The sequence below is a fragment of the Hymenobacter sp. B81 genome, assembly GCF_044628455.1.
In the GTDB taxonomy this organism is placed as follows: domain Bacteria; phylum Bacteroidota; class Bacteroidia; order Cytophagales; family Hymenobacteraceae; genus Solirubrum.
The window spans coordinates 63,861-89,356 of sequence record NZ_JBIYZW010000002.1; the positions used below are offsets into that span (position 1 = coordinate 63,861).

Sequence of the window (25,496 nt, forward strand, 5' to 3'; positions counted from 1 at the left end):
GGTGCTTGGTTCGTTCACCTTCCACAATCACTACTGCAATGGGCAAAGGAGACATGAAGTCGCGCAAGGGCAAACTCACCGCGGGCACGTTCGGCAAACGCCGCCCCCACAAACCCAAAGTCGCCGCCAAAACGGCCCCGGCCCCCAAAGCCGACAGCCAAAAAGAATAGCGGCCGCTCAAGTCTGCCACTTACGAAGCCGGGCGGCGGGCCGGAAAACCCAGTGGTTTTCGGCCCGCCGCCCGGCTTTGCTGCGCCAGCCCGCTAAAGCTTCACGCCCAGGCGCCACTCGATGGCGTCGGCCGAGCCGCGGTGCACCTTCAGGCCCAGGGTGCCGAACAGGCGCTCGGTGAAGTGGTATTTCAGGCCGATGCGCTCGTAGTAGAAGTTGTTGGACTTGTAGGGATTGTACAGGTAGATGCCCAGGTGCGTCTCGAAGGCCAGGCGGCCCAGCAGCAGCTCGTGGCCCACTATCACGCCGGCTTTCTTCACGTCGATCAGCTCCCGGCCCGCCGCGGTGGTATCGCGCTGCTCGGCCAGCAGGGAGCGGTCGTAGAAGCCTTCCAAACCCACCAGCAGGTTGCTTTTGCGGTTCACGCGCCGCCCCCCAATCACCGTCACCGAGTTCACCCAGTAGCGGCGCGTGTCGGACTCGTTGCGCTGCTTGATGCCCGCGCTGGCGCTCAGGTTCAGGAAGTTTTTGCCCAGCCCTGCTACCTCGCCCCCGCCTTCGGGCAGCGGCACGAAGGCGCGCTGCTGGTGGAAGTTCAGTCCAATGTTGAGGGTGGGAATGTTGATGCCCAGGTTGGGCTTGGCCGTGGCCCCGTTGGAGTAGTGGTTCAGGGCCACGCCCATCAGCAAGCCCAGCTTGGGCGACAGGGCCACGTCGTACTCGGCACGCAGCTGCAGCGTGGCGTTCAGCCGCGAGCTGACGAAGGTGTTCTTGTGGTTGGTGTCGCGGTCGAAGCGCCGGGGAAAGTAGCCGACGCCGGTGCCCATACGGAAGCTCAGCTGCTGGCCCCGCCGCTCCCAGAACAGCTTGTTGAGATACACGCTGGCGGCGTAGGAGCGGCCCAGCACGGGGTTGTGGTAGTCGTAGTACACCAGGGCCAGGCCAACCCGGGGGTAGCGGTACCAGGCGTGCCAGGGCTGACGGCCGTTGAGCTGGCGCTGCACGTTCAGCTCCAGGCCCGTGGGATGGGCCGATACCAGGTGGCGCACCCGCGGCGTGTGGGCGATGATGAAGCCGGCCTGGGCGTAGGCCCCCACAATCAGCGGACCGGGCCGGGCCGGTGCGGCGGCCGGAACCTCCTGGGCCGTGGCGCGCCCGGCCGGCAGCAGGCCCAGCGCAAAGACAACAAAAAGAAAACGCGGCTTCATCGGGGGCACTGGGCAGAAGCGCAAAAGTAGCGAAACAGCCCTATCCCAACCGCTTATCTGCCGGCGGCGGCTGGGCGCCAGGGCCGCCGGATTACGCCGCAATGGTGCTCGGCTGGGGAGCGAGTTTGCGCCCGGCTGCAACATCGCCCCCGTATTTGCAGTAAGAGGGCTGTTTTCCGGCCGTGCTCCGCCCCGGAGCCGGCGCCCCACCCAGGGTTCATTCACTCACTTCCTCCGCATTTACCTCCATGAAAAAAATAGCTGCCCTCGCGCTTACTCTGGCCGCCACTTCGGCCGCCTACGCCCAGGATCCGGGCGGATTCCGCATCGGTCTGAAAGCCGGCGCCACCTACTCCAACATCTCCGGCGACAACGTTTCGCAGATTGCCGGCTCGGGCTACGAAACCAGCCTGGGCAAGTACAAGATCGGCTACAACGTGGGCCTGGCCGCTACCCTGCCCATCAGCAGCGACGGATTTTTCTCCATTCAGCCCGAGCTGCTCTACAACCGCAAGGGCTACCAGCTCGAAACCGACTCGAAGTCGACCAACACTACCCTGCCCGCCGGCGTCTCGAAAATAGAGCAGGAGCAGGAGCGCGTGCTGCACTACATCGACGTGCCGGTGCTGGCCAAGATCAACGCCGGCGGCCTGTTCTTCGAGCTCGGCCCGCAGTTCAGCTACCTGTTCGGCTCGAAAAACAAGTCGCAGACGACCACCAAGTACAACAACGGTGGTAAAGACAAGGTGGAAAACGACGGCGGCTTCCTCGACTACACCGGCGTGAGCCGCGACGACGCCTACAAGTCGGATCTGGCGCAGTTTGATATCGGCGGCGTGGCCGGCCTGGGCTACCAGGCCCAGAGCGGCCTGAGCATTGGCCTGCGCTACGCCCGCGGCTTCAACTCGCTCATCGACACCAAGGACAGCGACAACGAGCCCAAGGCTTTCAACAATGCCTACACCCTGCAGGTAGGCTACCTGCTGCCCGTAGGCAACCGGTAAGCCCCCCGGGCTACCGCCCAAACGGCCTGCTTCCTCGGGAAGCAGGCCGTTTTTTTGTCGCAGTCCTGCTGATAGTTACCCGGGGCTCCGACCGCGGGCCCGCTGCTCAAGGCTCGTCTGGCACGCTTGTGGCGTGGTGCCGGGAAACGCAGTTTGTTTTTCTCCTGAACCGTAAACGGCCTTCTCACCATGAAAAAAGCTGTTTTTGCCTTCGCGACCCTGCTGGCCGCCGCGGCCCTTACTCCCTCGGCGCAGGCCCAGGGCATTCGACTCGGCCTGCGCGCCGGCGCCAACTACTCCAACCTGGCGGGCGACCTGCAGAACGAGTCCACCTACAACAACAAGATCGGTTTCCTGGGTGGGGTTATGCTCAACGCCGACCTCAGCGGCGACGGGTTTCTCTCGCTGCAGCCCGAGGTATTGTTCTCGCAGAAGGGCTTCGAGAACAAGCCCACCGAGTACAGCCGCACGGTGCTGGGCGCCGGCTTCACCGAGAAGCGTGAGGGCAAGGTCAACTACAACTACCTCGACGTGCCCCTGCTGCTGAAAATCAACGCCGACGGCTTCGTGTTTGAGGCCGGGCCGCAGTTTTCCTACCTGCTCAGCTCCAGCAACGAAACGAAGACCATTCGCACCAACACCGTCACGGGCCGCAGCGAAACCTTCGAGACCGAGAACCAGAACGACGTGAGCGGCCTCAAGCGCAGCGAGCTGGGCTACGCCGCCGGCGTGGGCTACCAGGCCGACAACGGCCTGGGTTTGAGTTTGCGCTACACGGGCGCCTTCAGCGACTTCGTGAAGCCCGACAACGGCGCCTACTTCAACGGCGACCTGCAGAACGCCCGGCAGTCGGCCTTCCAGCTCTCGTTGGGCTACCTGATTCCCAGCCGCTAAGCGACCCTTCAGCTTTTGCTCTGTTCCGGCGGGCCAACTACCCGGTGGCCCGCCGGTTTAGCATAAATCACCCCGGCCGCGGCGCTTGAAACACCCAAAATCGCTCCGTTTGCGTATGCGAAGTGCTTTCGGCCCGGCAACGGCCGCGGGCCCCGCCTTCACTCAACATTTTTCAGCCGTATGAAAAAGCCCCTACTCCTGGCCGCCGCCGCGCTCTGCGCCGCGCTGGCCCTACCTTCCGCCGCGCAAGCCCAGGGCATCCGCCTGGGCGTGAAAGCCGGCGTCAACTACACCAACCTGGCCGGCGACCTGGCCGACGAAGACCGTTACGAAAGCAAAATCGGCCCGCACGCCGGCCTGATGGTCAACGTGGGCTTGCTCGACGACGGCTTCCTGTCCTTGCAGCCCGAGCTGCTGTTTTCGCAGAAGGGCTTCAAGTACGCCGAGAGCGAGCGGATGGACGCACTGGGCAACCGCTACAAGTTCAGCGGCAAGGTCAACTACAACTACCTCGATTTGCCCATCCTGTTCAAGATCAACGCCGACGGCCTGTTCTTCGAGCTGGGGCCGCAGGTGGGCTACCTGCTCAGCGTGAGCAACGACGTAACCACCGTGGTCAACAGCCGCACCACCACCAACTCGTCGACCTACAACAACCTCGACAACGTGAACCGCACCGAGCTGGGCTACGCCGCCGGTCTGGGCTACGAGTCGGACATGGGCCTGATGCTGGGGCTGCGCTACAACGGCGGGCTGAGCAAATACGGCAAGAACGACAGCGGCGACTTCAAGAACGCCCGCAACTCGGCCTTCATGCTCTCGTTGGGCTACTTCTTCGGCGGCAAGTAAGCCGGCCGAATTCCGCCCCCCTGCCCCGCACAAACGCCCGGCTTCTCCTGCGGAGAGGCCGGGCGTTTGGCATTTGATGAGGCGGGCGGCCGTTTAGGCCTGCTCGCGCATCAGGCGGGCGTAGTGCTGGTAAAACAGCGGAATGGTTTCGATGCCCTTCATGAAGTTGAACACGCCGAAGTGCTCGTTGGGCGAGTGAATGGCGTCGGAGTCGAGGCCAAAGCCGAGCAGCACCGAGTCGACCCCCAGTTCCTGCTTGAACATGGCCACGATGGGAATGGAGCCGCCGCCGCGGGTGGGAATGGGCTTCTTGCCGAAGGTGTCTTCCAGGGCCTGGGCGGCGGCCTGGTAAGCTACCGAGTCGGTGGGCGTCACCACCGGCTCGCCGCCGTGGTGGGGCTTCACCACTACCGTTACGCCCTCGGGGGCAATGCTCTGGAAGTGTTTCTGGAAGAGCTGGCTGATTTCCTCGGAGGTCTGGTGGGGCACCAGGCGCATGGAAATCTTGGCGTAGGCCTTGGAGGCAATAACCGTTTTGGCGCCCTCGCCGGTGTAGCCGCCCCAGATACCGTTCACGTCGAGGGTAGGCCGGATGCTGACGCGTTCCAGGGTGGTGTAACCCTCTTCCCCGTAAGTAGCGGGCAGACCGATGCTTTGCTTGTACTCTTCCTCCGAGTAGGGAGCCTTGTTCAGCTCGGCCCGCTCCTCCTGGCTCAACTCGTCCACGTTGTCGTAGAAGCCGGGAATGGTGATGTGGCGGTTCTCGTCGTGCAGCGAGGCAATCATCTTGCACAGCGCATTGATGGGATTGTGCACGGCTCCGCCGTAGAGGCCGGAGTGCAGGTCGCGGTTGGGGCCGGTTACCTCCACTTCGTGGTAACTGAGGCCCCGCAAGCCCACCTCGATGCTGGGCGTGTCGTTGGCAATAATGCCGGTGTCGGAGAGCAGCACCACATCGGCGCGCAGCTTCTCGCGGTTGGCGTTGACGAAGATGCCCAGGTTCTCGGAGCCCACTTCTTCTTCGCCCTCAATCATCACCTTCACGTTGCAGGGCACCCCGCCCTGCTGGTTGAGCACCTCGAAGGCCTTCACGTGCATGTATACCTGGCCCTTGTCGTCGCAGGCGCCGCGGGCGTAGATGTTGCCGTCCTTAATCACCGGCTCGAAGGGGCCCGAGGTCCACAGCTCGTAGGGGTCGGCGGGCTGCACGTCGTAGTGGCCGTACACGAGCACGGTGGGCAGCTTGGGGTCGATGATCTTGTCGCCGTACACGATGGGGTTGCCGGCGGTCTGGCACAGCTCCACGTTTTCGAGGCCCACTTCCTCCAGGCGCATCTTCAGGTAGTCGGCCGCTTTCAGCACGTCGCCGTGGAACTTGGGGTCGGCCGATACCGACGGAATGCGCAGCCACTCCAGCAGCTCGCTCAGGAAACGGTCTTGGTTTTCGGTGAGAAACGACGAGGTCATTCAGGCAGGGAAAAAGTGGACGAAGATGGGGCGTAAAAGTAGGCACTGAGCCCGGAACGGCGGCACGGACAGCGCAGCCGCGGCGCACCGGCCCCGGCAGTAGCTCGCGGGCTAGGCCGGAGCAACCCCGGCGCCCGAGCGGCCAGCGGCTCCGCCCGAAGGCTGCACCACGTACTGCCGGGCGCGCACCGCATCGGTGTGCCGGTAAAGCGCCTCGCCCGCCGCGCACAGCTGCACCAGCTGGGCGTAGAGGCGGTTGGCAAACGCCAGGCGGGTCTCGGTAGCCGTGCTGCGGGTATTCTCGGCCTCTTTGCGCTCGGCCAAGCCTGCCAGAAACGCGGCGCTGCACGCTTCCACCGTTTGCAGCATGGCCTCGGTGAGGCCCTCTACGGCGTACTCGGGCAGGTACTTACGCCCCTGCTTCACCAGCAAGGCCGCACCCAGAAACAGCCCGGCTTCGCCCAGGCTCGACACATCGCGCACGCCAAACCGCTTGTAGCGGCCCGTACGGGGCGAATCTCGCACGGCCACCAGGGCCATTACCTGCTGCATGGCCGTTTCCAGCGAGGCCTGCCCCGCTGTTTTCTGCTCGGTAATGATGGCGCCCTCCTGCACCAGCACCGCATCGGGCTCTAGGGTGCCAAAGCTGCGGGTATCGGCCTTGAAGGCGGCAATGCGGGCCGCCGTGACGCCGCGCGCGGCCAACTCGGTTGCGTCGCGGTCGAGGGCAGGTTGCAGGTCGAGGCAGCGTTTCCACAGCTCGGCCTGGGTAAACGGATAGGCGGCAACGGGTTTGCGGGTAGGCATCGGTAAGGAAATCGAGGATAAGGAAAAACCACCGGCCGCCCCCTGCTCCGGGGAGCTGCCGGGCCACAACCTATTCGTTGGGGCGCACATCTCCAAATGCACGCCCCCAGCCCCGGCCGCCAGGCCTTAAGCGCCGGCAACCGCAACCGAAGAAACTCCCGGCGTAACCGAAGTACCATCCGGTATAACCAAAGAGGCTGCCGGTGTAACTGAAGGCTTATGCGGAATAACAGAAGCTGCTGTCGGAGTAATCGAAGGAGTTGCCGGAGTGTCCGAAGAGCTTTCCGGCGTAACCGAAGCAGCTACCGGAGATAAAACCGCCGCTTCGGACGTGCCGGGCGGCGCTTTGGTGAGGCCGGGAGGAGTTTCCAGGATGCTGGGTGACGCCTTAGCCGGGACGACTAAGGCATGGGTCGAGCCGAGTGGGGCTTCGACAAAGCCTAAAACGGTAGCGGTAAACCAAGAACCAGGTTAAAAATCCTGCTTCGCAAGATTCCGATTCGCTTCTACGATATCCAGGAGGATTGCCGCTGCCTTCTTCTGTTCCTCTAGGCTGTAGCTTGAGGGGTATCTGGTCATGAAATTCCCAAAGAGCGTCAGCAGCGGGCCCGAGGCTTCTGCTCTGGAAAAAATCAGCTTATCCCGATAACGAAACACCACATTATAGCCCATATGGGCACTATTGATGCCGAATTTGTACACCCCAATAGCTGGGTGCTGTGCTTTGACGAGAATCAGCACCTTGTACAAGGCAGGGTATGCGTCTGCTCCATCAGCTTGGCGAGTGGCCAGCAGAAACCGGAACAGGTCTTTGTCGAACGTAGCCGGATTGGCAACGGCAACCGCTTTGCTTGGCACTGCCGCCGCTTGTATGGTTTGCGCGTACACCTGCCGAACTCCGCACCAGCTCAGTAGCAGAAGCCCCCAAACAACACATTGAATGGTCATCAATCAAGAGGCGTAGCTCTTTGAAAACTACTTCGCCCAGGGCAGCGGCACGCGGCTCTCGGTACCGGCCCGCAGGCGCCCGATATTGGCGCGGTGGGTGTAAATCAGCAGCGCGGCCAGCACGAAGCCCACGTAGATCAGGAAATCCTGCGGCGGGGCAAACCAGGGCGTGAGCTGTAACAGGGCAAAGGTGAGGCCGGCCGTCATGGAGCTTAGCGACACGTAGCGCGTGAGCAGCAGCACCGCCAGAAACACCAGCAGGCACACGCCCACGGTAGCCGGGGCCACGCCCAGCATCATGCCCAGCACGGTGGCTACGCCCTTGCCCCCGCGAAACTGGGCAAACACCGGGTAGATGTGCCCGATGATGGCCAGCACCCCGCAGGCTAGGCGGTAGTACACCTCGTGCGCGGGCTCGATGGCGCCCACGCTCACCAGCCACAGGGGCAGGAAGTAGGCCGCCACAAACCCCTTGAGCGCGTCGACCAGCAGCACGAAGGAGCCGGGCTTCTTGCCCAGCACCCGAAAGGTATTGGTGGCGCCGGCGTTGCCCGAGCCATGCTCGCGCACGTCGAGGCCGTAGAAGCGGCGGCCCACCCAGAGGGCCGTGGGAATGGAGCCGAGCAGGTAAGCCAGCACAAGGGCCAGGGCAAGGTAGGCGTAGGTCATAGCGGGAAAGGCAGGGCCGCCAAAGATAGCGGACGCGGGTGCGCGGGCCCATTCATACGCAAGGCGGCCACAAAAAAGCCGCAACAACCCAGGAGGTCGTGGCGGCTTTTTGTGGGGAAGGCCGGGAAGCTTATTCGTCGCCGAAGGGGTCGTCGGCGGCTTTCTTCTTTTTCTTCTCTTTCTCCTTCTTCGGCTCCTTAGCCGGCTCGGCGGCCGGCTCTTCGGCGGGGGCCGCTTCCTCCTTCTTCTTTTTCTTCTCCTTCACGGGCTCGGCGGCGGGCTCAGCAGCGGGTTCGGCCGGGGCCTCCTCCTTTTTCTTCTTCTTTTCCTTTACCGGCTCCTCGGCCGGGGCCGCGGGCTCGGCGGCTGGTTCAGCGGCCTCGTCCTTCTTCTTTTTCTTTTCCTTCACCGGCTCGGCGGCCGGGTCGGTGCCGCCGTCGGCGGCGAAGGGGTCGTTGGCGTCGGCCTTCTTCTTTTTCTTCTTGCTCACCGGCTCCTCGGCCGCGGGGTCGGTACCGCCGCCGCTGGCGTCGGCGCCAAACTCGTCGGCCTGGTCTTTCTTCTTCTTTTTCTTGCCGGCTACCTCACCCATGTCCAGGCTGGGCTCTTCCTTGGGGCGGCCCACCACCTGCTTCTGGGGCTTGGCCTGGCCGAGGTAGTCCTTGCGGAAGTGGTTCACGAACATCACCTTCTCCGACTCGTCGCCGAGGAAGAAGCCGTAGTCGGTGGCCACGTTGTAGTCGCCCTTGGCGGCGCGGCCCAGAATTTCGTCGAACTCGCCGTGCTGGGCCTTGGCCAGCAGCTTGTTCTCGGAGTACTTGAAGTAGTACCAGGTTTCGGGGTCGGCCTCCAGGTACAGCTCCACCACGTCGCCGGTGCTTTCCTTCTTGATTTCGACGTAGCCGTCGATCAGGGCGTTGATGTCCTTTTTGCCGATGCTCACCAGGCCAATCTTGCCGGTGCTGTACCAAGCCTTGTGCTTCTCGTTCCAGGCCAGCGGTACCTGGCTCAGCACGATGTCGTGCAGGAACTTGGCCGACACCTTCTGCAAGGGCACGTAGCCGCCCTTGCGGTTGGCGTACTCGTTGATGGCCTTGGAGCCGGCAAACTCACCCAGCTTGTACAGCTCGTTGGGCTGGCCGGTTAGCGCCTCGGGCAGGCCCTTGCTGTACTTGGCCATGTCCTCGGCCATGGCTTCGAAGGCCTTGTCGGGGAAGTTCAAATCGAAGGTCATCATGGCATCGAGCTGGAAGCGGCTGGAGTCGGGCTGGGCCCGGCCCACGGCCGACACCGCAAGGGTGTAGTCCTTGCTCGAGTTGATCATGTTGAGCTTGCCGCGGAAGCTGAGCTGGCCGGTGGTGTCGTTCACCATCAGCACGTTGCCCTCGTACACCTCGGGGTCGAGCGGGTCGTGGCGGCTGATGGAGTACACCCGCTTCTTGGGGTCGTAGATGAGCGTGCCGTCGACCTGGAACAGGTTGCCGTCGGTGATGTTGGGCTTGGGCGCCACAAACAGCGGGTAGGGCTTGCCGGTGCCGTCGCTCTGGTACAGGCCCGTTATCAGCCCGGTTCCGTCCTCGGCCTTGGGTTCCTTGAGGTTGATCTTGACCAGCTGCGGGTCGATGCTGTCCTGTACCGGGAACCAGTCGGCCGAGCTGGCCAGCTTGCTGAACTCCAGCCGCGCCTGCCCGTCGAAGGCAAAGCCCTTGCGCTGGGAGTTCATGATGACGCCGCCGCGGAACTGGATGCGGGGCGCAATGCGGAACTTCTCGGTGGCTTTCACGTCGGCCTTGGCCAGGGTAGCCGGCGAGAGGGTGGCCTCGTCGTCGCCCTTACCCAGCAGGCCCCGCTTCTTGCCGCCCTTGCCCCCGCCGGCCAGGGCCGTGGAGTCGAGGGTGAAGTTGCTGAACTTGATGGCGAACGAGTCGGTGGGCGTCTTGTAGTTGTAGAGCGCGTTGCCCATGAAGGCCGTGCGGCTGAGCACCTTGATTTCACCCTTGTAGAGGTGGTGGAATTTGGCCAGGGTGTCGAGGGTGATGCTGGCGTTCTGGAAGGCGCGCATTTCGGCGTTGGGCAGCACGTATACCTTGCCCGAGTCGGGCTCGATCCAAGCGTCGGCCGAGGCAATGTGGGGCACGCCGCTGGCCACCAGGCGGTACTTGTTCAGGTCGTACATGCCCGTAGCGGCGCGGAAGCGCAGACCCTGCTGCTCGGCCTTGGTGGAGTAGAAGTAGGCGCGGGTCGAATCCTGGCCCGGGGCCACGCGCAGCTGCACGGTTTTCTTCTTGAAGTCCCAGCGGCCGCCGCTCAGAGAAGTGCGGTACTGCGAGTACGGCAGCTCGATGCTCGACTTGTTCATGCCCTCCTCGCGGGTGAAGTCGGCAAAGCTGCGCTTGATGTCGTAGGTGAAGGCCACGTCGTTGGCCGTCAGGGCCGGCTTGCCCTGCTCCGACGACTTGATGCTCACCGTGCCCTTGCCGCCGCGGTACTCGGTGGGCAGGAAGGCGAAGGCCGGGGAGCGAATCACCGACTGGGTGCTTTCCATGCGACCGTCGCCGTACAGGCCCTGGGGCGTGAGCGTGGCCAGGCCCTTGTACTGGTAGGTGCCGTCGTAGAAGCGCATGGCCTCGCCGCCGGGCGCCGTCGAGAGGTACATGGAGTCGGCCGGCACCACCCACTTCATCTGGTAGCCGGGCAGCAGCGCCACCTTGGGATACTGCGTGCCGTTGAGCGGGCCTTCCTTGATGGCGGCGGTTTTACCCACCGTCACCACCGAGTCCTTGTAGAAAATGAACTGGTCGCTCTTGAAGGTGCCCGCCAGGTAGTCGAGCTGCCCGTCGCCCTGAATACCGCGGTTGCTCATCTTCACCTGGTTGTAGAGGCGACCCTTGCCGCCGTAGAGCGGGAAGCCTTCCTTGGGCACGGCGTAGGTGAAGCCCAGGGAGCCGTCTTCCTGCAGCACCAGCTTGGTTTTGAAGGGCGGCATGATCTTGCCCGTCACGAAGGTGCCCTTGAAGCCCACGGCGGCGCGGTTGGCGTTGTTGAGCGAGTCGAGCTTGAAGGGCGGAATGTCGAAGTAAACGGTGGTGTCGTAGGCGCCGCCCAGCACTTCGGGCTTGTTGAAGAACACGTAGGCGCCGGTGGTGGCGTCGAACGAGGGGTAGGCCCCCAGCTTCTTGCGGCCCGACTTGTTGTTGGGCGCATTGATGTAGAGGCGGCCGGTGGAGTGGCGGCTTTTATTGGTCAGGGCGAAGTCGGCCTCCTTGCGGGTGCGCATCACCGAGCCCTTCGAGCCCTTGCCCTTCACGATGATGGAGTCAATTTTGAACATGTCAATGTAGAAGCCATTGTAGTCAAACTTGAACTCCTTGCCCTTGAAGATGAAGGCCGAGGCCACCACCGTGCCGCTGAAGTCGATGTTGCGGTTTTTCTGGATGCGCACCAGGGCCGAGTCGGGCTTCACGTACACCGTCACCGAGTCGTCGGAGAAGGCAAACTTATCCACGCCCCGCACCAGCAGCACGTTGTTGTTCAGGTTCAGCGTGGCGTTCTGCCCGCTGGGCGAGAGGGACTTGATGGCAATGTGGTCGTAGTCCTTCTTGCCCCGCGAGGAGTTGACGTAGTGCAGGGCCTTGGGCAGCAGGCTCACCTCGCCCGAGAGCGGGTTGATGCTCACGTACCCGTCGCGGGCCAGGCCCGAAATGGCCGAGCGCACGTTGGCTTCCGACAGCTGCAGGGCTTCCACCACGTCCTGCACCATGAAGGTCTTGGGGCTGCCGTTGTTGTTGTAGTAGCCCACCACCATTTGCAGCGGGTGCATGCGGTTGATGGACTTGATCTGCTGGTAGCGGGTGTTGGTGTAGAACTCCTTCGACTCGAAGTTGGCCGTCACCTGGTTTTTAGCCGTGAGGGTGCGGAAGTCGATGTTGGGCGTGGCCAGGTTCCAGGTCAGCAGCTCGGCCGCCAGCTCCATCTGGTGGTAGGAGTCGTAGTAGGGCGTGGTTTTGTAGAGGCCCTCCTCGCGGGCCAGCATCAGCACCTTGCGCAGCTTCGAGAACTTGAGCTTCACGCCGGGGTGGGTGAGCGAGTCGCTGCCCTGGAAGATGGTGATGCCCGCGCGGTTGGTCGAGATGAGCGTGTCGCCCAGCAGGTAGTTGCGCGAGGTAGCGCGGAAGCGGGGCTTGCCGTCGAGCTCCACGGTGATGCGCGAGAGCGAGCCGTCGAGGGCCGAACTGAACATGCGCGCGCCGGTGAGCGAGAAGCCGCCGTTGTACTTGAGGTTGTCGCCGATGTTCTTGACGCGGGCATCGTTGGTGAGCGACACGAAGCGCGGGTAGCCGGTGTCGCCGCCGCCCTTCTTCTGCACGCTCTTGTAAGCCAGCGCGCCGCGGATGGGCGCTTCCAGCACGGCCGCGTAGGTCAGCGTCACGGGCTCGGCCTTGAACTCAGCCTTGCTCACGTCGAAGTCGTAGTTGGTCAGCGCCGCCGATACCGGGTTGTTGTTGATGGTCCAGTCGAAGGTGCCGCCCTGGCCCACGAAGCGGTTGGTACCCGTTACCAGCGTGCCGCTGGTTTTCTTGATGACGACCGAGTCGTAGCCCGTGGCCAGCAGCAGGTCGGCATCTTTGATGATCATCACCGGGCCTTTGGTGCTCGGGGGCACGTAGGCATCCACGTAGCTGGGGGCCGGCGCGGGGGTCGGCTCGGGTTCCGGCGCGGCTTCTACCGGCTTGGCGGCCGGGGCTTTGGCGGGCGTCTTGGCGGCGGTGGTTTTCTTGGCCGGCGCGGCCTTCTTCTTGGCCGGGGCGCCCCAGCCATCGTCGGCAGCGCCCCAGCCGCCGGTGTCCCAGCTACCCGAGTCCCAGTCGTCCCAGCCGCTGCTCTTTTTCTTGGCGGCGGGCTTGGCGGCAGGCTTTTTGGCGGCCGTTTTGGCCGGAGTCGCGGCGGGTTTCGCCGCCGGCTTGGCCGGCTCGGCTTTCGCCGGGGCGGGTTTAGCGGGGGCACCCCACGAGTCGGTGGCGCCACTGGAGCCGCCGGCGGGCGTGGGGAAGTCGTTTTCGTTGTAGGCAAACGCCACGGTGCCGCCCACCATGCGCAGGCGGGAGTAGCGCGAAGTGTGCAGCTGCCGCGTGCGCAGGAATTCGGTGGTCGAGGCAATAAAGGTCTGCAGCCCCTTCAGGTCGTCGGGGGCCAGAGCCTTGGCCGTGACGGCCAGCATCTCGTCGGTTTGCTGGTCGCTCAGGGCGTTGGGGCCCTGCTTGGCCGCCGTCACCATGTTGAAGAGGGCCTCCATCACCGGGCGCGGCTTGAGCTTGCGCGCCTGCATCTGCTGAGCCAGCTCAATGAGCTTGCCCTGCTGGGTGGTGGTGAGCTTGTTGCTGGCCCACACCTGCCGGAACTGCTCGGTACTGGCAATGGCGGCGGCATTCTTGGTACTGGCCATCAGGGCCACCACCTCCCCAATGAATTTCTCGGGGTCGGAGCTGAATTTGGCGTTGAGCGCGGGGCGGGGCGCGGCGGTGGCCGCAGGCTGCGTCTGGGCCTGGGCACCGAAGGCGGTACCGAGCACGAACAGCAGACCTAGCCCCCAAGAGCAGAGTTGCTTCATATAAAAAGCCTCAGGGCGGAATGAGGCGCTTACAATTTCGTGAAAATTGCCGACACCCAATGATTGCGGGTGCGCATAGACTCGTAGCGGAAGCCATGAGCCTCAGCCGCTTCCCGGATCAGGTGCAGGTCTTCTTCGTAGAAGCCCGAAAACAGGATGGGGCCGCCCGGCTTCAGGTACTGGTTATAGGCGCCCATGTCGTCGAGCAGCACGTTGCGGTTGATGTTGGCTAAAATCAAATCGAAGGGCTCCTCCCCGGCCAGGGCCGAGATGTCGCCGAGGCGGGCTTCCACTTTGTCCTGCACGCCGTTTTCCAGGGCGTTGTCGGCCGCGTTTTCGGCCGTCCAGGGCTCCACGTCCACCGCCAGCACGTACTCGGCGCCCAGGTGCACGGCCATGATGGCCAGAATGCCGGTGCCGCAGCCCATATCGAGCACGCGCTTGCCCTGGTGGTCCACGGTCAGCTGGTTTTCAATCATCAGCGCCGTGGTGTTGTGGTGGCCGGTGCCGAAGGACATGCGCGGCATAATCACGATGTCGTAGGGCAGGTCGGGCCGCTCGGGGTGGAAGGGCGCCCGCACCGACACCTGGTCGCCGATGACCAGGGGCTCGAAGTTCTTTTCCCACTCCGTGTTCCAGTTCTGGCGCGTAATCACCCGGCTTTCGGCCACGGGCATGCCTTCGGGCCAGGCGGCGTACTTGTCGATGATGGCCTGGGTGGCTTCCTTGTCGAAGGCGTCCTCGGTGGTGTAGGCGCAGAATCCCTGCTCGTTTTCCTCGAAGGTGTCGAAGCTGAGCTGGCCGAGTTCGGCAATAAGGATGTCGGACAAGTCGGCCGGGGCCGTTACGCGCAGTTCAATGAAATCCATGCGGAAGAAAAAGTCGGGGAAGAGTGGGAAGAAGCCGAAGGCAACCGGGGCGGCCCGCAAAGACCGCGCCTTTGGCACTGCAAAGATGCGGCGGAAAATCGGCGGGTTGCCCCATAAGGCAAAGCCGCCCCGGCGGCTGGCCGGGGCGGTAACTGGTTGAAGCGCCGGAAAGTGCCCGCTACTGCTCGCGGCAGCCGGCAAACGAGCGGACTTTGGTATAGAAGATGCCGAAATCGGCCAGGGCGCGGTTGTCGGTCACGAACACAGTGAAGTCGGCAAAGTCGCGGGCTTCGGTCTGGTACCACAGGCCGGGCTTGTCGGCAAACAGCTTGTTGGCTTCCTGGTACACCACCAGGCTGGCAAAGGCCTCCTGCTGCTCCACGTACACCGTGGCCGTGCACAGCCCGCGGCGGCGCGGGTCGCGCTCGAGGTACACGCTGCCGTAGAGCTTGCAGGGGTCGGCAAAGCCGGCAGCGGCCACCGCCACCGGCGGCGCAAAGGGAGCCGCCGGGGCCGGCTGAAGCCAGCTGAGGCCGGCGGCGAGCAGCGCAGAAACAAGCATAAGCAAAGTCGGAAAGCCCTTGGGGTGCACACACCGTGCCAGCGGCGTTGGTTCGCTCGGCGGGCCGGTTGATGGGGCGCCTAATTAAGTAAGCACATTTACCAAAAAGCAAATTCTGCCATTTAGTAAATGTGCTTACTCTAAAATCAGCCCCCGAAGCCGGCGGCCAAAACTAGCTAGAACGACTTAATAATCTCGGTGAAGTCGCGCGACTTGAGCGAGGCGCCGCCGATCAGGCCGCCGTCCACGTCGGGCTGGCCGAACAGCTCGCGGGCGTTCTGGGCGTTGGCCGAGCCGCCGTAGAGGATGGTGGTATTCAGGGCCGCTTCGGCGTCGTAGGCACGGGCAATCTGCTCGCGGATGAAGGCGTGTACCTCCTGGGCCTGCGCGCTGGTGGCGGTTTTTCCGGTGCCGATGGCCCAGATGGGCTCGTAGGCTACCACTACCTGCGCAAACTCTTCGTTGGAGAGGTGGAACAGGCCGTTTTTCAGCTGGCCCTCTATGAACGTAAAGGTGTCGCCCGACTCGCGCGTGTCCAGCGACTCGCCCACGCAGAAGATGGGCTTGAGGCCGGCAGCCAGGGCAGCTTTCAGCTTCTGACTCAGCAGCTCGTCGTCCTCGCCGAAGTACTGGCGGCGCTCGGAGTGGCCCAGAATCACGTACTCGGCGCCGATGGAAGCCAGCAGCTTGGCCGACACCTCGCCGGTGAAGGCGCCGCTTTCCTTCTGGTGGCAGTTCTGCGCGCCCAGGTGCAGGCGGCCGCCCTCGGGCAGCAGCCGGTCCACCACGGGCAGCAGCGGGTAGGGCGGGCAAATCACCACCTCGGCCGGCGAGCCGGCGGCCTCGTCGGCCACCATGTTCACGATTTCCGAAACCAGGGCCTGCGCGTCCTGGAGGGTCATGTTCATCTTCCAGTTGCCGGCGACGATGTTCTTGCGCATAAGAGGGAAAGGTTGGGGAAAAGTAGGGCTGCAAAGAAACGCAATTGCCCGGCACCGCCCGAAACCAGCGCCGGGGGGCGGCCCCGCGCGGGCCGCCCGCCGGCCGGACGTGTCGATTGAGCACAAGCTGCTCCAAAGGCCGGACCGCTGCCCGGACCGCTCACGGGTTTATCGGGCGGCTTTCACGCCTACCAGGTTTTCCAAGGCTTTGAGGCGGGCACTGAGCGCGTCGACGGCCTGGGCGGTGGCGGCTTCGCGCTGCTGGCCGGCGGCGTTTTGCTGCTGCAGCTGCTCGATTTGCCGCTGCTGTTCCTTCAGCGCCTCAATCAGCACCGGCGTCAGGCGCGAGTAGTCCACCGATTTATAGCCGTCGGGACCGGTGCTGACCAGGTCGGGAAACACCTGCTCCACTTCCTGGGCAATGAGGCCCACCTGCCGGCCGGCGGGCAGCTGCAGCCGCGGAAACTCCGCCCGTCGCCAGTCGTACTCCACGCCCCGCAGGCGCTGCACGGCATCGAGGGCGCTGGCCAGGGTACGCACGTTCTGCTTGAAGCGAATATCCGAGCCCTGCGAGATGCCCATGTGCCGGATGGTGCCATTCACGTCCAGAGTAGCCTGCGGCGAGTCGGTACCCACGCCTACTTTGCCCCCACCCAGAAACAGCAAGCTGGCCAGCTGGGCCGCGACTGGCGCCACGTAAGTATTGAACTGCGCATCCCAGTTCGCATTGAAAATTGTCCCCTTGCTGTAGATGCCCGCCGGGTAGCCGTTGTTCTCGGTGAAGAATATGTTGAAGAGGTCGGCAGACTCCAGCGTCCAGGTGTAAACCTGCCCGGCCGTTACGCCGGCCGGGGCGCTGAAAACGCAAACCTGAGGGGCAGTCGGGTTTAAAATGGGGCAGCAGTTATCGGTTACGGTGAACGTCTGCGAGGCCAAAACCGGCCCGCTGAGTCCCTGACCGCTGCGCAGTCGCATGGTCACCTGAATTTCATCTTTAACAGCCGCTGCCGCTCGGATATCGATGCGGGTGAGCAAGCCGGTACTTCCCGCGGTAAAGCTTTGCCAGGCCACGTCAGCATTATGCTGCGTTTGCGCTGTCGGGACGTTGGGCCAGTGGGCCTGATCGACTGTGCCGGCACTGGCCGCTACACTCTGCTGAAAGTGAACGGACTGCACGCCTTGGTTGATGATAGTGGGCTGGCTTAGCGAGCCACCGAGCCGGATGTCGCCCCCGCTCATCGTCAGGCCATTGGAGGCGCTGGTGCCGGCTACCTGGGGTACCGTGGACAGCCTGCCGGTGGCATCGGCCACCACGGTGCGGGTACCAGTGCCGTTGAGCCCGGCTACGGTCAGGCCGCCTTCCGCCCAGATTTTCACCTTGCGGTTGGTGCCGTTGGTGCCCGCCCCCACAATGTCGAGGGCATCGGCCGTGAAAGTCTGGTAACCGATTTTGCCCGCGTCGGCCTGCTTGCCGCTCACGCCAGCCCCCAGCTCCAGAGGGTTGCCCGCGTCAATCTTTACCGCGCCGGCCACGTGCAGCCGGGCGCTGGGGTTGGTCAGCCCGATGCCCACGTTGCCCCCTTGCACAATCCGCAGGCGTTCCTGCCAGCCGCTGGTGGAGCCGGTGAGGAAGCGGTGCGCGCCGTTGTTGGCCGTGTTCTGCCCGGCGTAGTAGTCCAGCGTCCAGCCCGCGCCGTGAGCCAGCTTTGGGCCGTTGGCTCCGGCGGCCTGCGTGAAGTACAGCTTGTCGGCGTCGTTGGTGGTGTAGCCGATGGGCTGGGTCGCGGTGTGGTTACCCAGGTTGTCGGGGCCGGGCACGGCGCCCACTTTAGCGTCAACGTAGGTTTTGACGGCTTTTTCCGTGGGCACGGCCGCGTCGGCGTTGCCGGCCAGCGTGCCGTCGGTGCTGAATTCGTTGACCGCTGCCCCGTTTTGCAGGCGCAGGTCGCCGCTCACGTGCAGCTTGGCCGAGGGGCTACTCAGCCCGACGCCCACCCGCCCGTTGCCGCCAATGCGCAGCAGCTCGGTAACGCCGGCCGCCGCCCCGTTTTTTCCCCCGGCGTAAAACACGTGGCTGGCGCTGGTCCCCGACACGTGGTAGTTAAACTGATTGGCGGTGATGCCCAGGCCGTAGTGGGCAGTGCTGCTGCCGCTGTCGTAGAGCGTGATTTTAGGCTCGGTGGTGCTAGGTGAAATGCTCAGGCGGGTATTGGCCGTGCCCGCGCCCAGCCCCACGTTGCCCGCATTGCTGATGCCCAACCCGCTGCTGCCGCCGTTTCCCACCAGCAGCTTGTCGGCCAGGTTCAGGTTCTGCGTGGCCGTATGGTTTCCCAGATTATCCGCTCCCGGCCCACTCACCGCAACCCAGGCCGTGCCGTTAAACTGGTACAGACCAGGCGTGTTATTGGTCTGGTAGATGAGCAGGCCGGTGGCGGGGTTCGGAATAGCATTGCGCTGGGCCTGCGTCATGCGCGGGGCCAGCAGCCCTTTGCTTGTACTGCGCACGTCGAGAATGGCCGAGGCGTCGGGCGTGGTGGTGCCTACCCCTACCGCACCGGTTTGAGCCAGCGCAGCCAGCGGCGTCAGCAGTAAAAGGCCCAGGCCGGCCAGCCGGGGGCGAAGTGTCGAAGCAGTGTTTTCGTAGCGGTGGGGCATGGCGGAGCCGAAGAATGGACCGCCAAAGCAACCCGGCCACTTGCGCGGGCGGAAATCTTCTGGATGAGTGCCCGCAAAAGCCTGATGAACGCCCCCGGATTTTTCGTGGCCGCCGTTGCCGCCTGCCCAATGCGGTCCGCGCTACAGCGTGGGCAGGTGGCGCAGCAGCTGGCTGCGGTAGGCGCTGCCAATAGGCACTTCGTGGCGGCCCACCACGGCCCGCAGTTCGTCGAAGGCCGCCACGTGGCGCACGTTCAGGGCAAAGGAGCGGTGCACGCGCAGCAGCGTGGGCAGCCGCGGCAGCAGCTGACCCAGCAGCGTAGTAAGCAGGTACTCGCCGCCGGTGGTTACCAGTCGGCAGTAGTTGCCCTGCGCCTCGATGAACAGGATGTCCTGGTAGGCCACGCGCACGTGCCGCCCCTGGTAGCGCACGAATACGCTGTCGGCCGTGAGCTGCGGCTCGGCCGTGGCCGCAGGTTCGGACCGGGGCGGCGCGGCGAGCTGTGCGGGGCTGCTCTGCCCGAAGTTGCGCACGGCCAGGTCGATGGCAATGGTCAGGTCGCGCTCCACGAAGGGCTTGACGAGGTAGGCCGCCGGGTGTTCGGCCAGGGCGCGGTCGAGGGTGGCGCGGTCGGCCAGGCCAGTCAGGAAGATGAAGGGCAGCGGCCGCTCGGCCCGGATGCGGGCGGCGGTGTCGATGCCCGTCAGCGCGCCTTTCAGGTTGATGTCGAGCAGCACCACGTCGGGGGCCACCGAAGCCAGCACCTGCAGGGCCATTTCACCGCTGCGCACGGTCAGGGGCACCTCGTAGCCAGCCCGTTCCAGGGCTTCCTGCAGGTCGGCCGCCACCAGCAGCTCGTCTTCTACAATCAGAATGCGCAGCGGCTGGGCGGTCATGCGGACGTCGTTACGGGAGCGGAAAGCAGGGGCACGCGCACCTCGGCCGTGGTGCCGGGGCCGGGCAACCAGGCCAGCTCCCCGTCGAGCTGCTGGGCCAGCAGGCCAATCAGGCGGCGCCCAAATGAAGTGCCCGCGCTGCCGGCATCGGCCAGCAGGCCCGGGCCGTTGTCGCTCACCCGCAGGCACAGCGTATGCACGTTGTCGCGGCGCAGCTGCACCGTCAGGCGAGGGTCGGGATGGTCGGCCAGGGCGTACTTGCAGGCGTTGGTGAGCAGCTCGTTGAGCAGCAAGCCCAGCGGCAGGGCCACCTCCACGTCCACGGCCAGCTCGTCGACGGCCAGCGTGGCCACGGTGACGGGCAGGCCGTAGGTGCTGAGCACCGAGTTCACCAGCAGGGGCACGTAATCGGCCAGGGCAATCTGGCGCAGCTCCTCGTGCTGGTAGAGCTTCTGGTGCAGCAGGGCCATGGCGTCGACGCGGCTGCGCGACTCGGTAATGGCGGCGCGGGCCCCGTCGTCGGTCAGCTGCCGGCCCTGAAGGCTCAGCAGGGAGCTGACCACCTGCAGGTTGTTTTTGACGCGGTGGTGCATTTCGCGCAGCAGCGTTTCCTTGTCCTGCTCGCGGCGGCGGCTTTCCTCGTTGCGCTGGTGCAGGGCCAGCACGGCCTGGCTTTTCAGCCGGTTGCGGTTGTAGAGCAGCCCGGCCACCACGGCCAGCAAGGTCAGCAGCAGGGCGCTGCCCGCCAGCAGCCAGCCCTGCTGCCGGGCCTGCTGGCTAATGGCGGCGTTGCGCTCGTGCAGGCGGGCGATGCGCGCCTGCTGCTCGGCGCTGCGGTAGCGGGTTTGCAGCTCGGCAATGGCCTCTTCCTTTTCGGTGCTCACGATGCTGTCGTGGGCGGCCTGGTAGCGGCGCTGCCAGGCCAGGGCCTGGTCGTAGCGGCCCAGGCGTTCGGTTACCTGCGCCAGGGCGTCGTAGGAATCCACCACCTGGGGCAGGTCGCCGCAGCGGCGGGCGTAGCGCAGGGCCTGGCGCAGGGTGTCGAGGGCGGCCGGGCGCTGGCCCAGCTCCGCCAGCACGCTGCCCAGCATGTTCAGGTCGCGGGCCACGTCGCAGTTGCTGCGCAGGCCCCGGTCGATGCGCAGCGCCGCCAGCAGCCAGGGCCGGGCCGCCCGCCACTGGCCCTGGTCGAAGCGGGCCAGGGCCAGGTTGAAGTAGCAGCGCGACTCACTGGGCTGGTCGCGCAGCTGCTGGTACAGGGTCAGCGCCTGCCGGGTGTAGCGCTCGGCCGCGGCAAACTGCCGGCGGCGAATGAGCATGTTGCCCAGGTTGCTGGCAAACAGGGCCTGGTCGGTGGGCGAGGCCGCCAGGCGCAGCGCCGTTTCGTAATTGGGCTGCGCGGCCGCCAGCTCGCCCCGCTCGCAGTGAATGTTGGCCACGCCGTTGTAGGCAAAGCTCTCGATGCGGCGGTTGCCCAGCTCCCGGGCCAGTCGCCCGGCGGCCAGGTAGTAGCTCAGGCCCGCGGGGTAGTCGCCGGCGTAAAAGCAGCAGGTGCCCAGGTCGTTGAGGCAGCGCAGCTCGCCGCGCCGGTCGCCCAGCCGGCGGGCCAGGCGCAGACCCTGCTCGCCGTAGGCCCGGGCCTGCGCCAAGTCGGTTTTGTTGAGCTGCCAGCACAGTTCGTCGAGCAGCTGCACGCGGTTGGTATCGGCCGGGGCCGTGGCCAGGCGGTGGCGCAGGCTATCGATAAAGCGGGCGTCGGACTGGGCACGGGCCGGGGGCCGCTCCAGCAGGAGCAGGCAAGTCAACAAAACCAGCAGCCGGGAAATCGACGAGGCGCGCATTCGACAAATCTACGCGCTGCGGCCCTGGTTTGCACGGCTTCGGGCGGCGCCTTTACGGCCGAACGCGGCGCGAGCGGCGCAGCAGCAACGAAGCCGCCACCACGGCCAGCAAAGCCGCCCCGGCCAGGGCCAGCCAGCCCAGCTCGGGCAGGTCGGCGCGGCGCGCCAGACCAATGCCCAGCAGCGCCCAAGCCAGCACCAGCGGGTAAAGCCCGTCGCGGAAGCCGTAGCCCAGCAGCAAACCCAGCGCCACCACCACGGCCAGCAGGGCCACGCTCAGCAGTAGGCCCACGTTCAGGGGTACGTCCCAGCCCAGCTCGCGCAGGGCCAGGGTGAGGTTAATGGTAGTAGCCACCGAAATCCAGCCCAGAAACAACGACAGCGGCCAGCTGGCCGGGCCGGGGGCCTCGCCGGCGCGCACCAGCCGCCGGGCCCGGCCGTAGCCCAGGATTAAGGCCCCCAGGGTGAGCAGCATCAAGGCGGTGCACACGGCAATGAGCTCGTAGCTGAAGGCCACCACCCACAGGGCCGCGGCCACGCTGGCCACCGTCAGGGGCGCGGCCACGGCATCGGGGAGCGGGCTTTGGCGCTGGGCAGGCAGCAGTTGCCACACGGCGTAGATGGCCAGCGACAGAAAGATCAGGCCCCAGATGCTGAAGGCCCAGCCCGCCGGGGTGAGCAGCGTGGGGTACTGGGCCGATACCTGACCCATGTTCTGCCCGTTGGCGGGGGCGGCGTTCCACCAGTAGTTGAGCAGGATGCAGCCCAGGATGGCGGCGGCGGCGACCCAGCGCCAGGCGGGAGAACCGGCTGCGGCGCGGGCCAGACCGGGAGCGGAAGAAGGAATGGCTTGCGACATAGGCCTTCAACAACGAAAAACCCCGATGTTTTGTGACGGCAGGGCTACATGGGCAGCAGGTGCCAGCTGAAGCTCAGCTGGTGCGCACCGACGGGCCCCAGCGGCGCCCCTCCTACCCGCTGGTTGTAGCCGTAGAGCAGGTTGAACACGCCGCCGGCCGTGAGCCCCGCCGCCGGCGTCAGCACGAACTGGCCGCGGTGCAGGTCGGTGTAGTAGGCGGCCGAGACATCGGCGACCAGAAAGCGCCACGTGAGGAAAGTGCCCGCCCGCGGCCCCAGCACCACGTAGCCGCTGGTGGGCCGGAAATCGGCTACAAGGTATTGGCCCCGGGCACTGAGGTGGCCGGGCTCGGCGGCGTTCAGCGTCAGGCGGCTCGCGCCCATTTGCCAAAAGGTGCGGGACTGAGTTGATACCCCAACGCGGGGCGCCCACAAGCGGGTCGGCGACGGCGTTCGGGAACTGTCGGGAAGCGGGGCGGGCTCGGCCAGCGGCAGCAGAACCGTGGCCAGCGCCAGAGAAATCGGCGACATAGCAAGGACGGCACCGGTTGTGTAGCCCGGGAACCCGTCAGCTGCAAAGCACGCCTTAGCCCAGCAGCCCGCCAATAGCATATTAGGGTGAGGCCGTGCGGCCCCGCTCGGGCACCCGCAAGGCAGCATTTGCTCCTACAAAAAGCGCGGCCCCACCACGAAGGCGGGGCCGCGCACATTGAGGCGGGAGGGTTGACGGTTACTCCACCACCACGCGGCGCGTCAGCTCCTCGGCGCCGGCCTGCAGGCGCAGCACGTACACGCCGGCCGGCAGGCCCTGCACGTCGCAGGCTACGCGGGCCCCGGCGGCGGGCAGCGGGGCCGTTTGCCGGCGCACTACCTGCCCGAGGGCGTTCAGCAGCACCGCCTGCACTTGCTGGACGCCGGGCACGGCCGGCAGCTGCAGCGTGAAGGATTGCCGGGCCGGGTTTGGAAACACCTGCACGCTGGCGGCGCTCAGCACTGCCTGGGTAGCCGTGGGGCGCAACGGCTCGAAGCGCAGCGAGAAGCGGCTGCGGTCGACGGCGGCACCCGTTACGGTGAAGCTGTAGCTGGCTTGCTGGCGCAGGTCGACCAGCTGCCCGGTGAGGGCGTCGTGCAGGTATACGGTAGCCGGGCTCAGGTTCAGCAGCTGCGCGGCGGCCAGGGTGTAAGTGCCGGCCTGGGGCAGCGCCACGCCCAGCGGCACCACGGCGCTGCGGCCCAGCTCGGGCAGGCCGTTGATGGCCAGCTCGGTGCCGGCGGCCGCCGACCAGATGGAAGGCATTCCGCCGGAGTTGTGCTGGATTTTGCGCGCGTCGTGGGTGGCGTCGACCCCGGCCGTGGCGCCGGCTTCGAAGTACACGTGGGCTTCATCGGCCAGCGCGGAGCCGGCGCGGGTCAGGGTCAGCTGCACCAGGGGGCGGGTTTCGGCGCGGCGGCGCAGGGTGGGCTGGGCGCTGAACTCGGTGACGCGGGCCTCGTCGGTGAGCATGAGGTTTACCACCGAGTTGGGCTGGCTCACGCGCACGAAGAAGCCCTGGCCCAGGGCCACCACCGGGTTGCCGATGCCATTGACGTAGGCGCGGTAGCTGCCCCCGTAGCGCGAGTTGCTTTGGAAGGCGTACAGGGCATTGTCGAGGCCCGCCGGCACGTTCACCAGGCTCCAGTCGAGCGGGGCCGGGTAGGGGTTACCGATCAGGTTCCAGCCGCCTTCGGCCTGGGCGCCGCGGCTGAGCGTGAGCGGCACGTCGCCCTCGGTGAGCAAACCCACGAAGTCGACCTTGCTGCTGGCGGGAATGTTCACGGTGTAGCCGCGCCCTATTTCCAGCGGGCTGCTGGGCGCGGCGGGCGACACCCAGCCCTTGTCGAAGGCCGACAAACCGGCGGCCGGGCTGGTAGCCAGGCGGCCTTCGTCGTAGCCGAACACGGTGGGGTAAGGCGTCACCAGGTTGGGCGTGGCCGAGGCGTTGTAGGCCGGGTTCACCACCGGGCTGAAGCCGGCCGTGGTCAGGTCACTTACCGTGCTGCCCTGCACCGGCGAGGAGAAGTGGCGGTAGCCAGCCCCGGCGTTCAGGGCGGGGTCGATGGCGCGCTGCACCGTAACGGGGCCCAGCACGCTGAACGCCGGGCTGTACACGTTTTCGACCAGGGCTGTGCCGGCGGTGGCGTCGGAGAGCAGCGTCACGGTGCGGCCGTTGGGGTCGAGGCTGCCGAGCAAACTCAGCTTGCGGGCCACGCTCAGGTTGTTGCTCAGCTGCAGGCGCGGTGAGAAGGCTGGCCCGTCGATCAGCATCAGCACTGCCAGCTCGCGCACCCGCGGGGGCAGGCCGCTGCCTGCCAGGGCGGTGAAGTTGCTGGAAAACACCGGCACGTTGATGCGGTAGCGGTAGCTGGCGTCGTCGCTGAACGAGCGGGTGGAGGTTTGCACCGCGCCGGTGGCGCCGCTGGCCGCAATGCCCTCTTCCGAGCCGATGGAAAGCTGCCCGCCGGCCTGCAGCACGAAGGCGTTGCCGGTAACGACGTCGAAGTTGGTGTTGAGCGCGCCGCCGTTCTGCACCGTGAGCGTGCCCGTTACCAGCAGCGGGCCGCGCAGCTCGGCCTCGCCGCCGCTGGCAATGGTTACGTTGCGGTACACCCCGCTCAGGTCTTCCCCACTGGTGATGACGCGGTCGGCGGGCGGGGCGCAGCTCACGTTCAGGTCGAAGTCGCCGGTGGCGCCGTTGTAGCCGCTGACCAGGATGTAGTAGGTGGTGCCGACGGTTCCGTAGAAGCTCACTTCCGAGGCCAGCCCGCAGGCGTCGTCGTTGCTGCCCACGCAGGTAAAGGTGCCGCAGCTGCCGCTAAACACGTGCAGCTTGGTGTCGAAGTTGGTACCGGGGCCGCAGAGGCTGACGGTGGCCACCTCGTTGGTGCCGGTGAAGGCGTACAGCACCCCCGGCCCGCCGACGGAGTTGAAGCCGCAGTTAAAGTCCGGGTCGCCGGCAGCCGTGGCGTTGACGTTCGAGCCGGTCAGGCTCTGACCGCAGGCAACGGCAATGGCGTTAACGCAGAGGTCGTTGGCCGGGGCCTGGGCCCGGGCGTAGCTGCTGCCCAGCAGGCCCAGCGTCAGCAGCCAGCCGCCAGCCCGCAGGCCGGGGCGGGTGCTAAAGGGTAGAGAAAATGGCATAACGGAGGGGTATGGTGGATGCCCGGGCCGGGTAGAGCACCACGCTCACCCGTCGGCGCCGCAAAGCAAA

At 65.5% G+C, this 25,496-nt stretch carries 19 protein-coding genes; 4 read left to right on the forward strand and 15 right to left on the reverse strand.

All coding sequences use genetic code 11. The features are described 5' to 3' along the window. The first annotated feature begins 38 nt into the window (after positions 1-38). Complete coding sequence (locus ACE191_RS11400; RefSeq protein ID WP_400192351.1) at positions 39-170, forward strand: 30S ribosomal protein THX; 132 nt, start codon at positions 39-41, stop codon at positions 168-170. Between the two features lie 93 nt (positions 171-263). Here ACE191_RS11400 and ACE191_RS11405 read toward each other — a convergent pair whose 3' ends face one another. Then, the gene (locus tag ACE191_RS11405) at positions 264-1,379 is read right to left on the reverse strand and encodes an acyloxyacyl hydrolase (protein WP_400192352.1); all 1,116 of its coding nucleotides are present in this window, start codon (positions 1,377-1,379) and stop codon (positions 264-266) included. Between the two features lie 248 nt (positions 1,380-1,627). On the opposite strand from ACE191_RS11405, the gene ACE191_RS11410 reads away from it, so the two are divergent. The 3 genes from ACE191_RS11410 (at position 1,628) to ACE191_RS11420 (ending at position 4,126) form a co-directional block, all read left to right on the forward strand. Then, entirely contained in the window at positions 1,628-2,383 is a 756-nt protein-coding gene (locus ACE191_RS11410) for a porin family protein (RefSeq protein WP_400192353.1), read from the forward strand. Positions 2,384-2,572: 189 nt separating this feature from the next. Then, on the forward strand, positions 2,573-3,277 hold the full coding sequence (locus ACE191_RS11415) for a porin family protein (protein WP_400192354.1): 705 nt from the start codon (positions 2,573-2,575) through the stop codon (positions 3,275-3,277). Between the two features lie 180 nt (positions 3,278-3,457). After that, the gene (locus tag ACE191_RS11420; protein WP_400192355.1) at positions 3,458-4,126 is read left to right on the forward strand and encodes a porin family protein; all 669 of its coding nucleotides are present in this window, start codon (positions 3,458-3,460) and stop codon (positions 4,124-4,126) included. Positions 4,127-4,219: 93 nt separating this feature from the next. On the opposite strand, the gene ACE191_RS11425 is transcribed toward ACE191_RS11420, so the two are convergent. From ACE191_RS11425 to ACE191_RS11490, 14 genes are all read right to left on the reverse strand, one after another. Next, positions 4,220-5,593: a dipeptidase gene (locus ACE191_RS11425; protein WP_400192356.1), complete on the reverse strand. Its 1,374-nt coding sequence runs from the start codon at positions 5,591-5,593 to the stop codon at positions 4,220-4,222. Between the two features lie 111 nt (positions 5,594-5,704). Continuing rightward, positions 5,705-6,400 carry a hypothetical protein gene (locus ACE191_RS11430; protein ID WP_400192357.1) on the reverse strand — a complete coding sequence of 232 codons (696 nt, stop codon included), beginning with the start codon at positions 6,398-6,400 and terminating at the stop codon, positions 5,705-5,707. 471 nt (positions 6,401-6,871) lie between these two features. Continuing rightward, the gene (locus tag ACE191_RS11435; RefSeq protein WP_400192358.1) at positions 6,872-7,351 is read right to left on the reverse strand and encodes a hypothetical protein; all 480 of its coding nucleotides are present in this window, start codon (positions 7,349-7,351) and stop codon (positions 6,872-6,874) included. 24 nt (positions 7,352-7,375) lie between these two features. Next, on the reverse strand, positions 7,376-8,017 hold the full coding sequence (plsY, locus tag ACE191_RS11440) for a glycerol-3-phosphate 1-O-acyltransferase PlsY (RefSeq protein ID WP_400192359.1): 642 nt from the start codon (positions 8,015-8,017) through the stop codon (positions 7,376-7,378). A gap of 130 nt (positions 8,018-8,147) precedes the next feature. Then, positions 8,148-13,625, reverse strand: coding sequence for a hypothetical protein (locus ACE191_RS11445; RefSeq protein ID WP_400192360.1), 5,478 nt, complete (start codon positions 13,623-13,625; stop codon positions 8,148-8,150). Between the two features lie 29 nt (positions 13,626-13,654). Then, the gene (prmA, locus tag ACE191_RS11450) at positions 13,655-14,494 is read right to left on the reverse strand and encodes a 50S ribosomal protein L11 methyltransferase (protein WP_400192361.1); all 840 of its coding nucleotides are present in this window, start codon (positions 14,492-14,494) and stop codon (positions 13,655-13,657) included. A 178-nt stretch (positions 14,495-14,672) separates the two neighbouring features. Further along, positions 14,673-15,056: a DUF6150 family protein gene (locus tag ACE191_RS11455; RefSeq protein WP_400192362.1), complete on the reverse strand. Its 384-nt coding sequence runs from the start codon at positions 15,054-15,056 to the stop codon at positions 14,673-14,675. 176 nt (positions 15,057-15,232) lie between these two features. Further along, positions 15,233-15,997, reverse strand: a complete 765-nt coding sequence (gene tpiA / locus ACE191_RS11460) for a triose-phosphate isomerase (protein ID WP_400192363.1) — start codon at positions 15,995-15,997, stop codon at positions 15,233-15,235. A 168-nt stretch (positions 15,998-16,165) separates the two neighbouring features. Next, positions 16,166-18,652 (reverse strand): tail fiber domain-containing protein, encoded by a 2,487-nt coding sequence (locus ACE191_RS11465; protein ID WP_400192364.1) that lies wholly within the window; start codon positions 18,650-18,652, stop codon positions 16,166-16,168. 141 nt (positions 18,653-18,793) lie between these two features. Then, positions 18,794-19,549, reverse strand: a complete 756-nt coding sequence (locus ACE191_RS11470; RefSeq protein ID WP_400192365.1) for a response regulator — start codon at positions 19,547-19,549, stop codon at positions 18,794-18,796. Next, a complete protein-coding gene (locus tag ACE191_RS11475; protein WP_400192366.1) occupies positions 19,546-21,354 on the reverse strand; it encodes a sensor histidine kinase in 1,809 nt (602 codons plus the stop codon). The genes ACE191_RS11470 and ACE191_RS11475 overlap by 4 nt, the downstream gene beginning before the upstream one ends. Before the next feature lie 88 nt (positions 21,355-21,442). Continuing rightward, the gene (locus ACE191_RS11480) at positions 21,443-22,249 is read right to left on the reverse strand and encodes a hypothetical protein (RefSeq protein ID WP_400192367.1); all 807 of its coding nucleotides are present in this window, start codon (positions 22,247-22,249) and stop codon (positions 21,443-21,445) included. Positions 22,250-22,293: 44 nt separating this feature from the next. After that, entirely contained in the window at positions 22,294-22,779 is a 486-nt protein-coding gene (locus ACE191_RS11485) for a hypothetical protein (protein WP_400192368.1), read from the reverse strand. A 199-nt stretch (positions 22,780-22,978) separates the two neighbouring features. Then, positions 22,979-25,426 (reverse strand): T9SS type A sorting domain-containing protein, encoded by a 2,448-nt coding sequence (locus tag ACE191_RS11490; RefSeq protein ID WP_400192369.1) that lies wholly within the window; start codon positions 25,424-25,426, stop codon positions 22,979-22,981. Between the last annotated feature and the right edge of the window lie 70 nt (positions 25,427-25,496).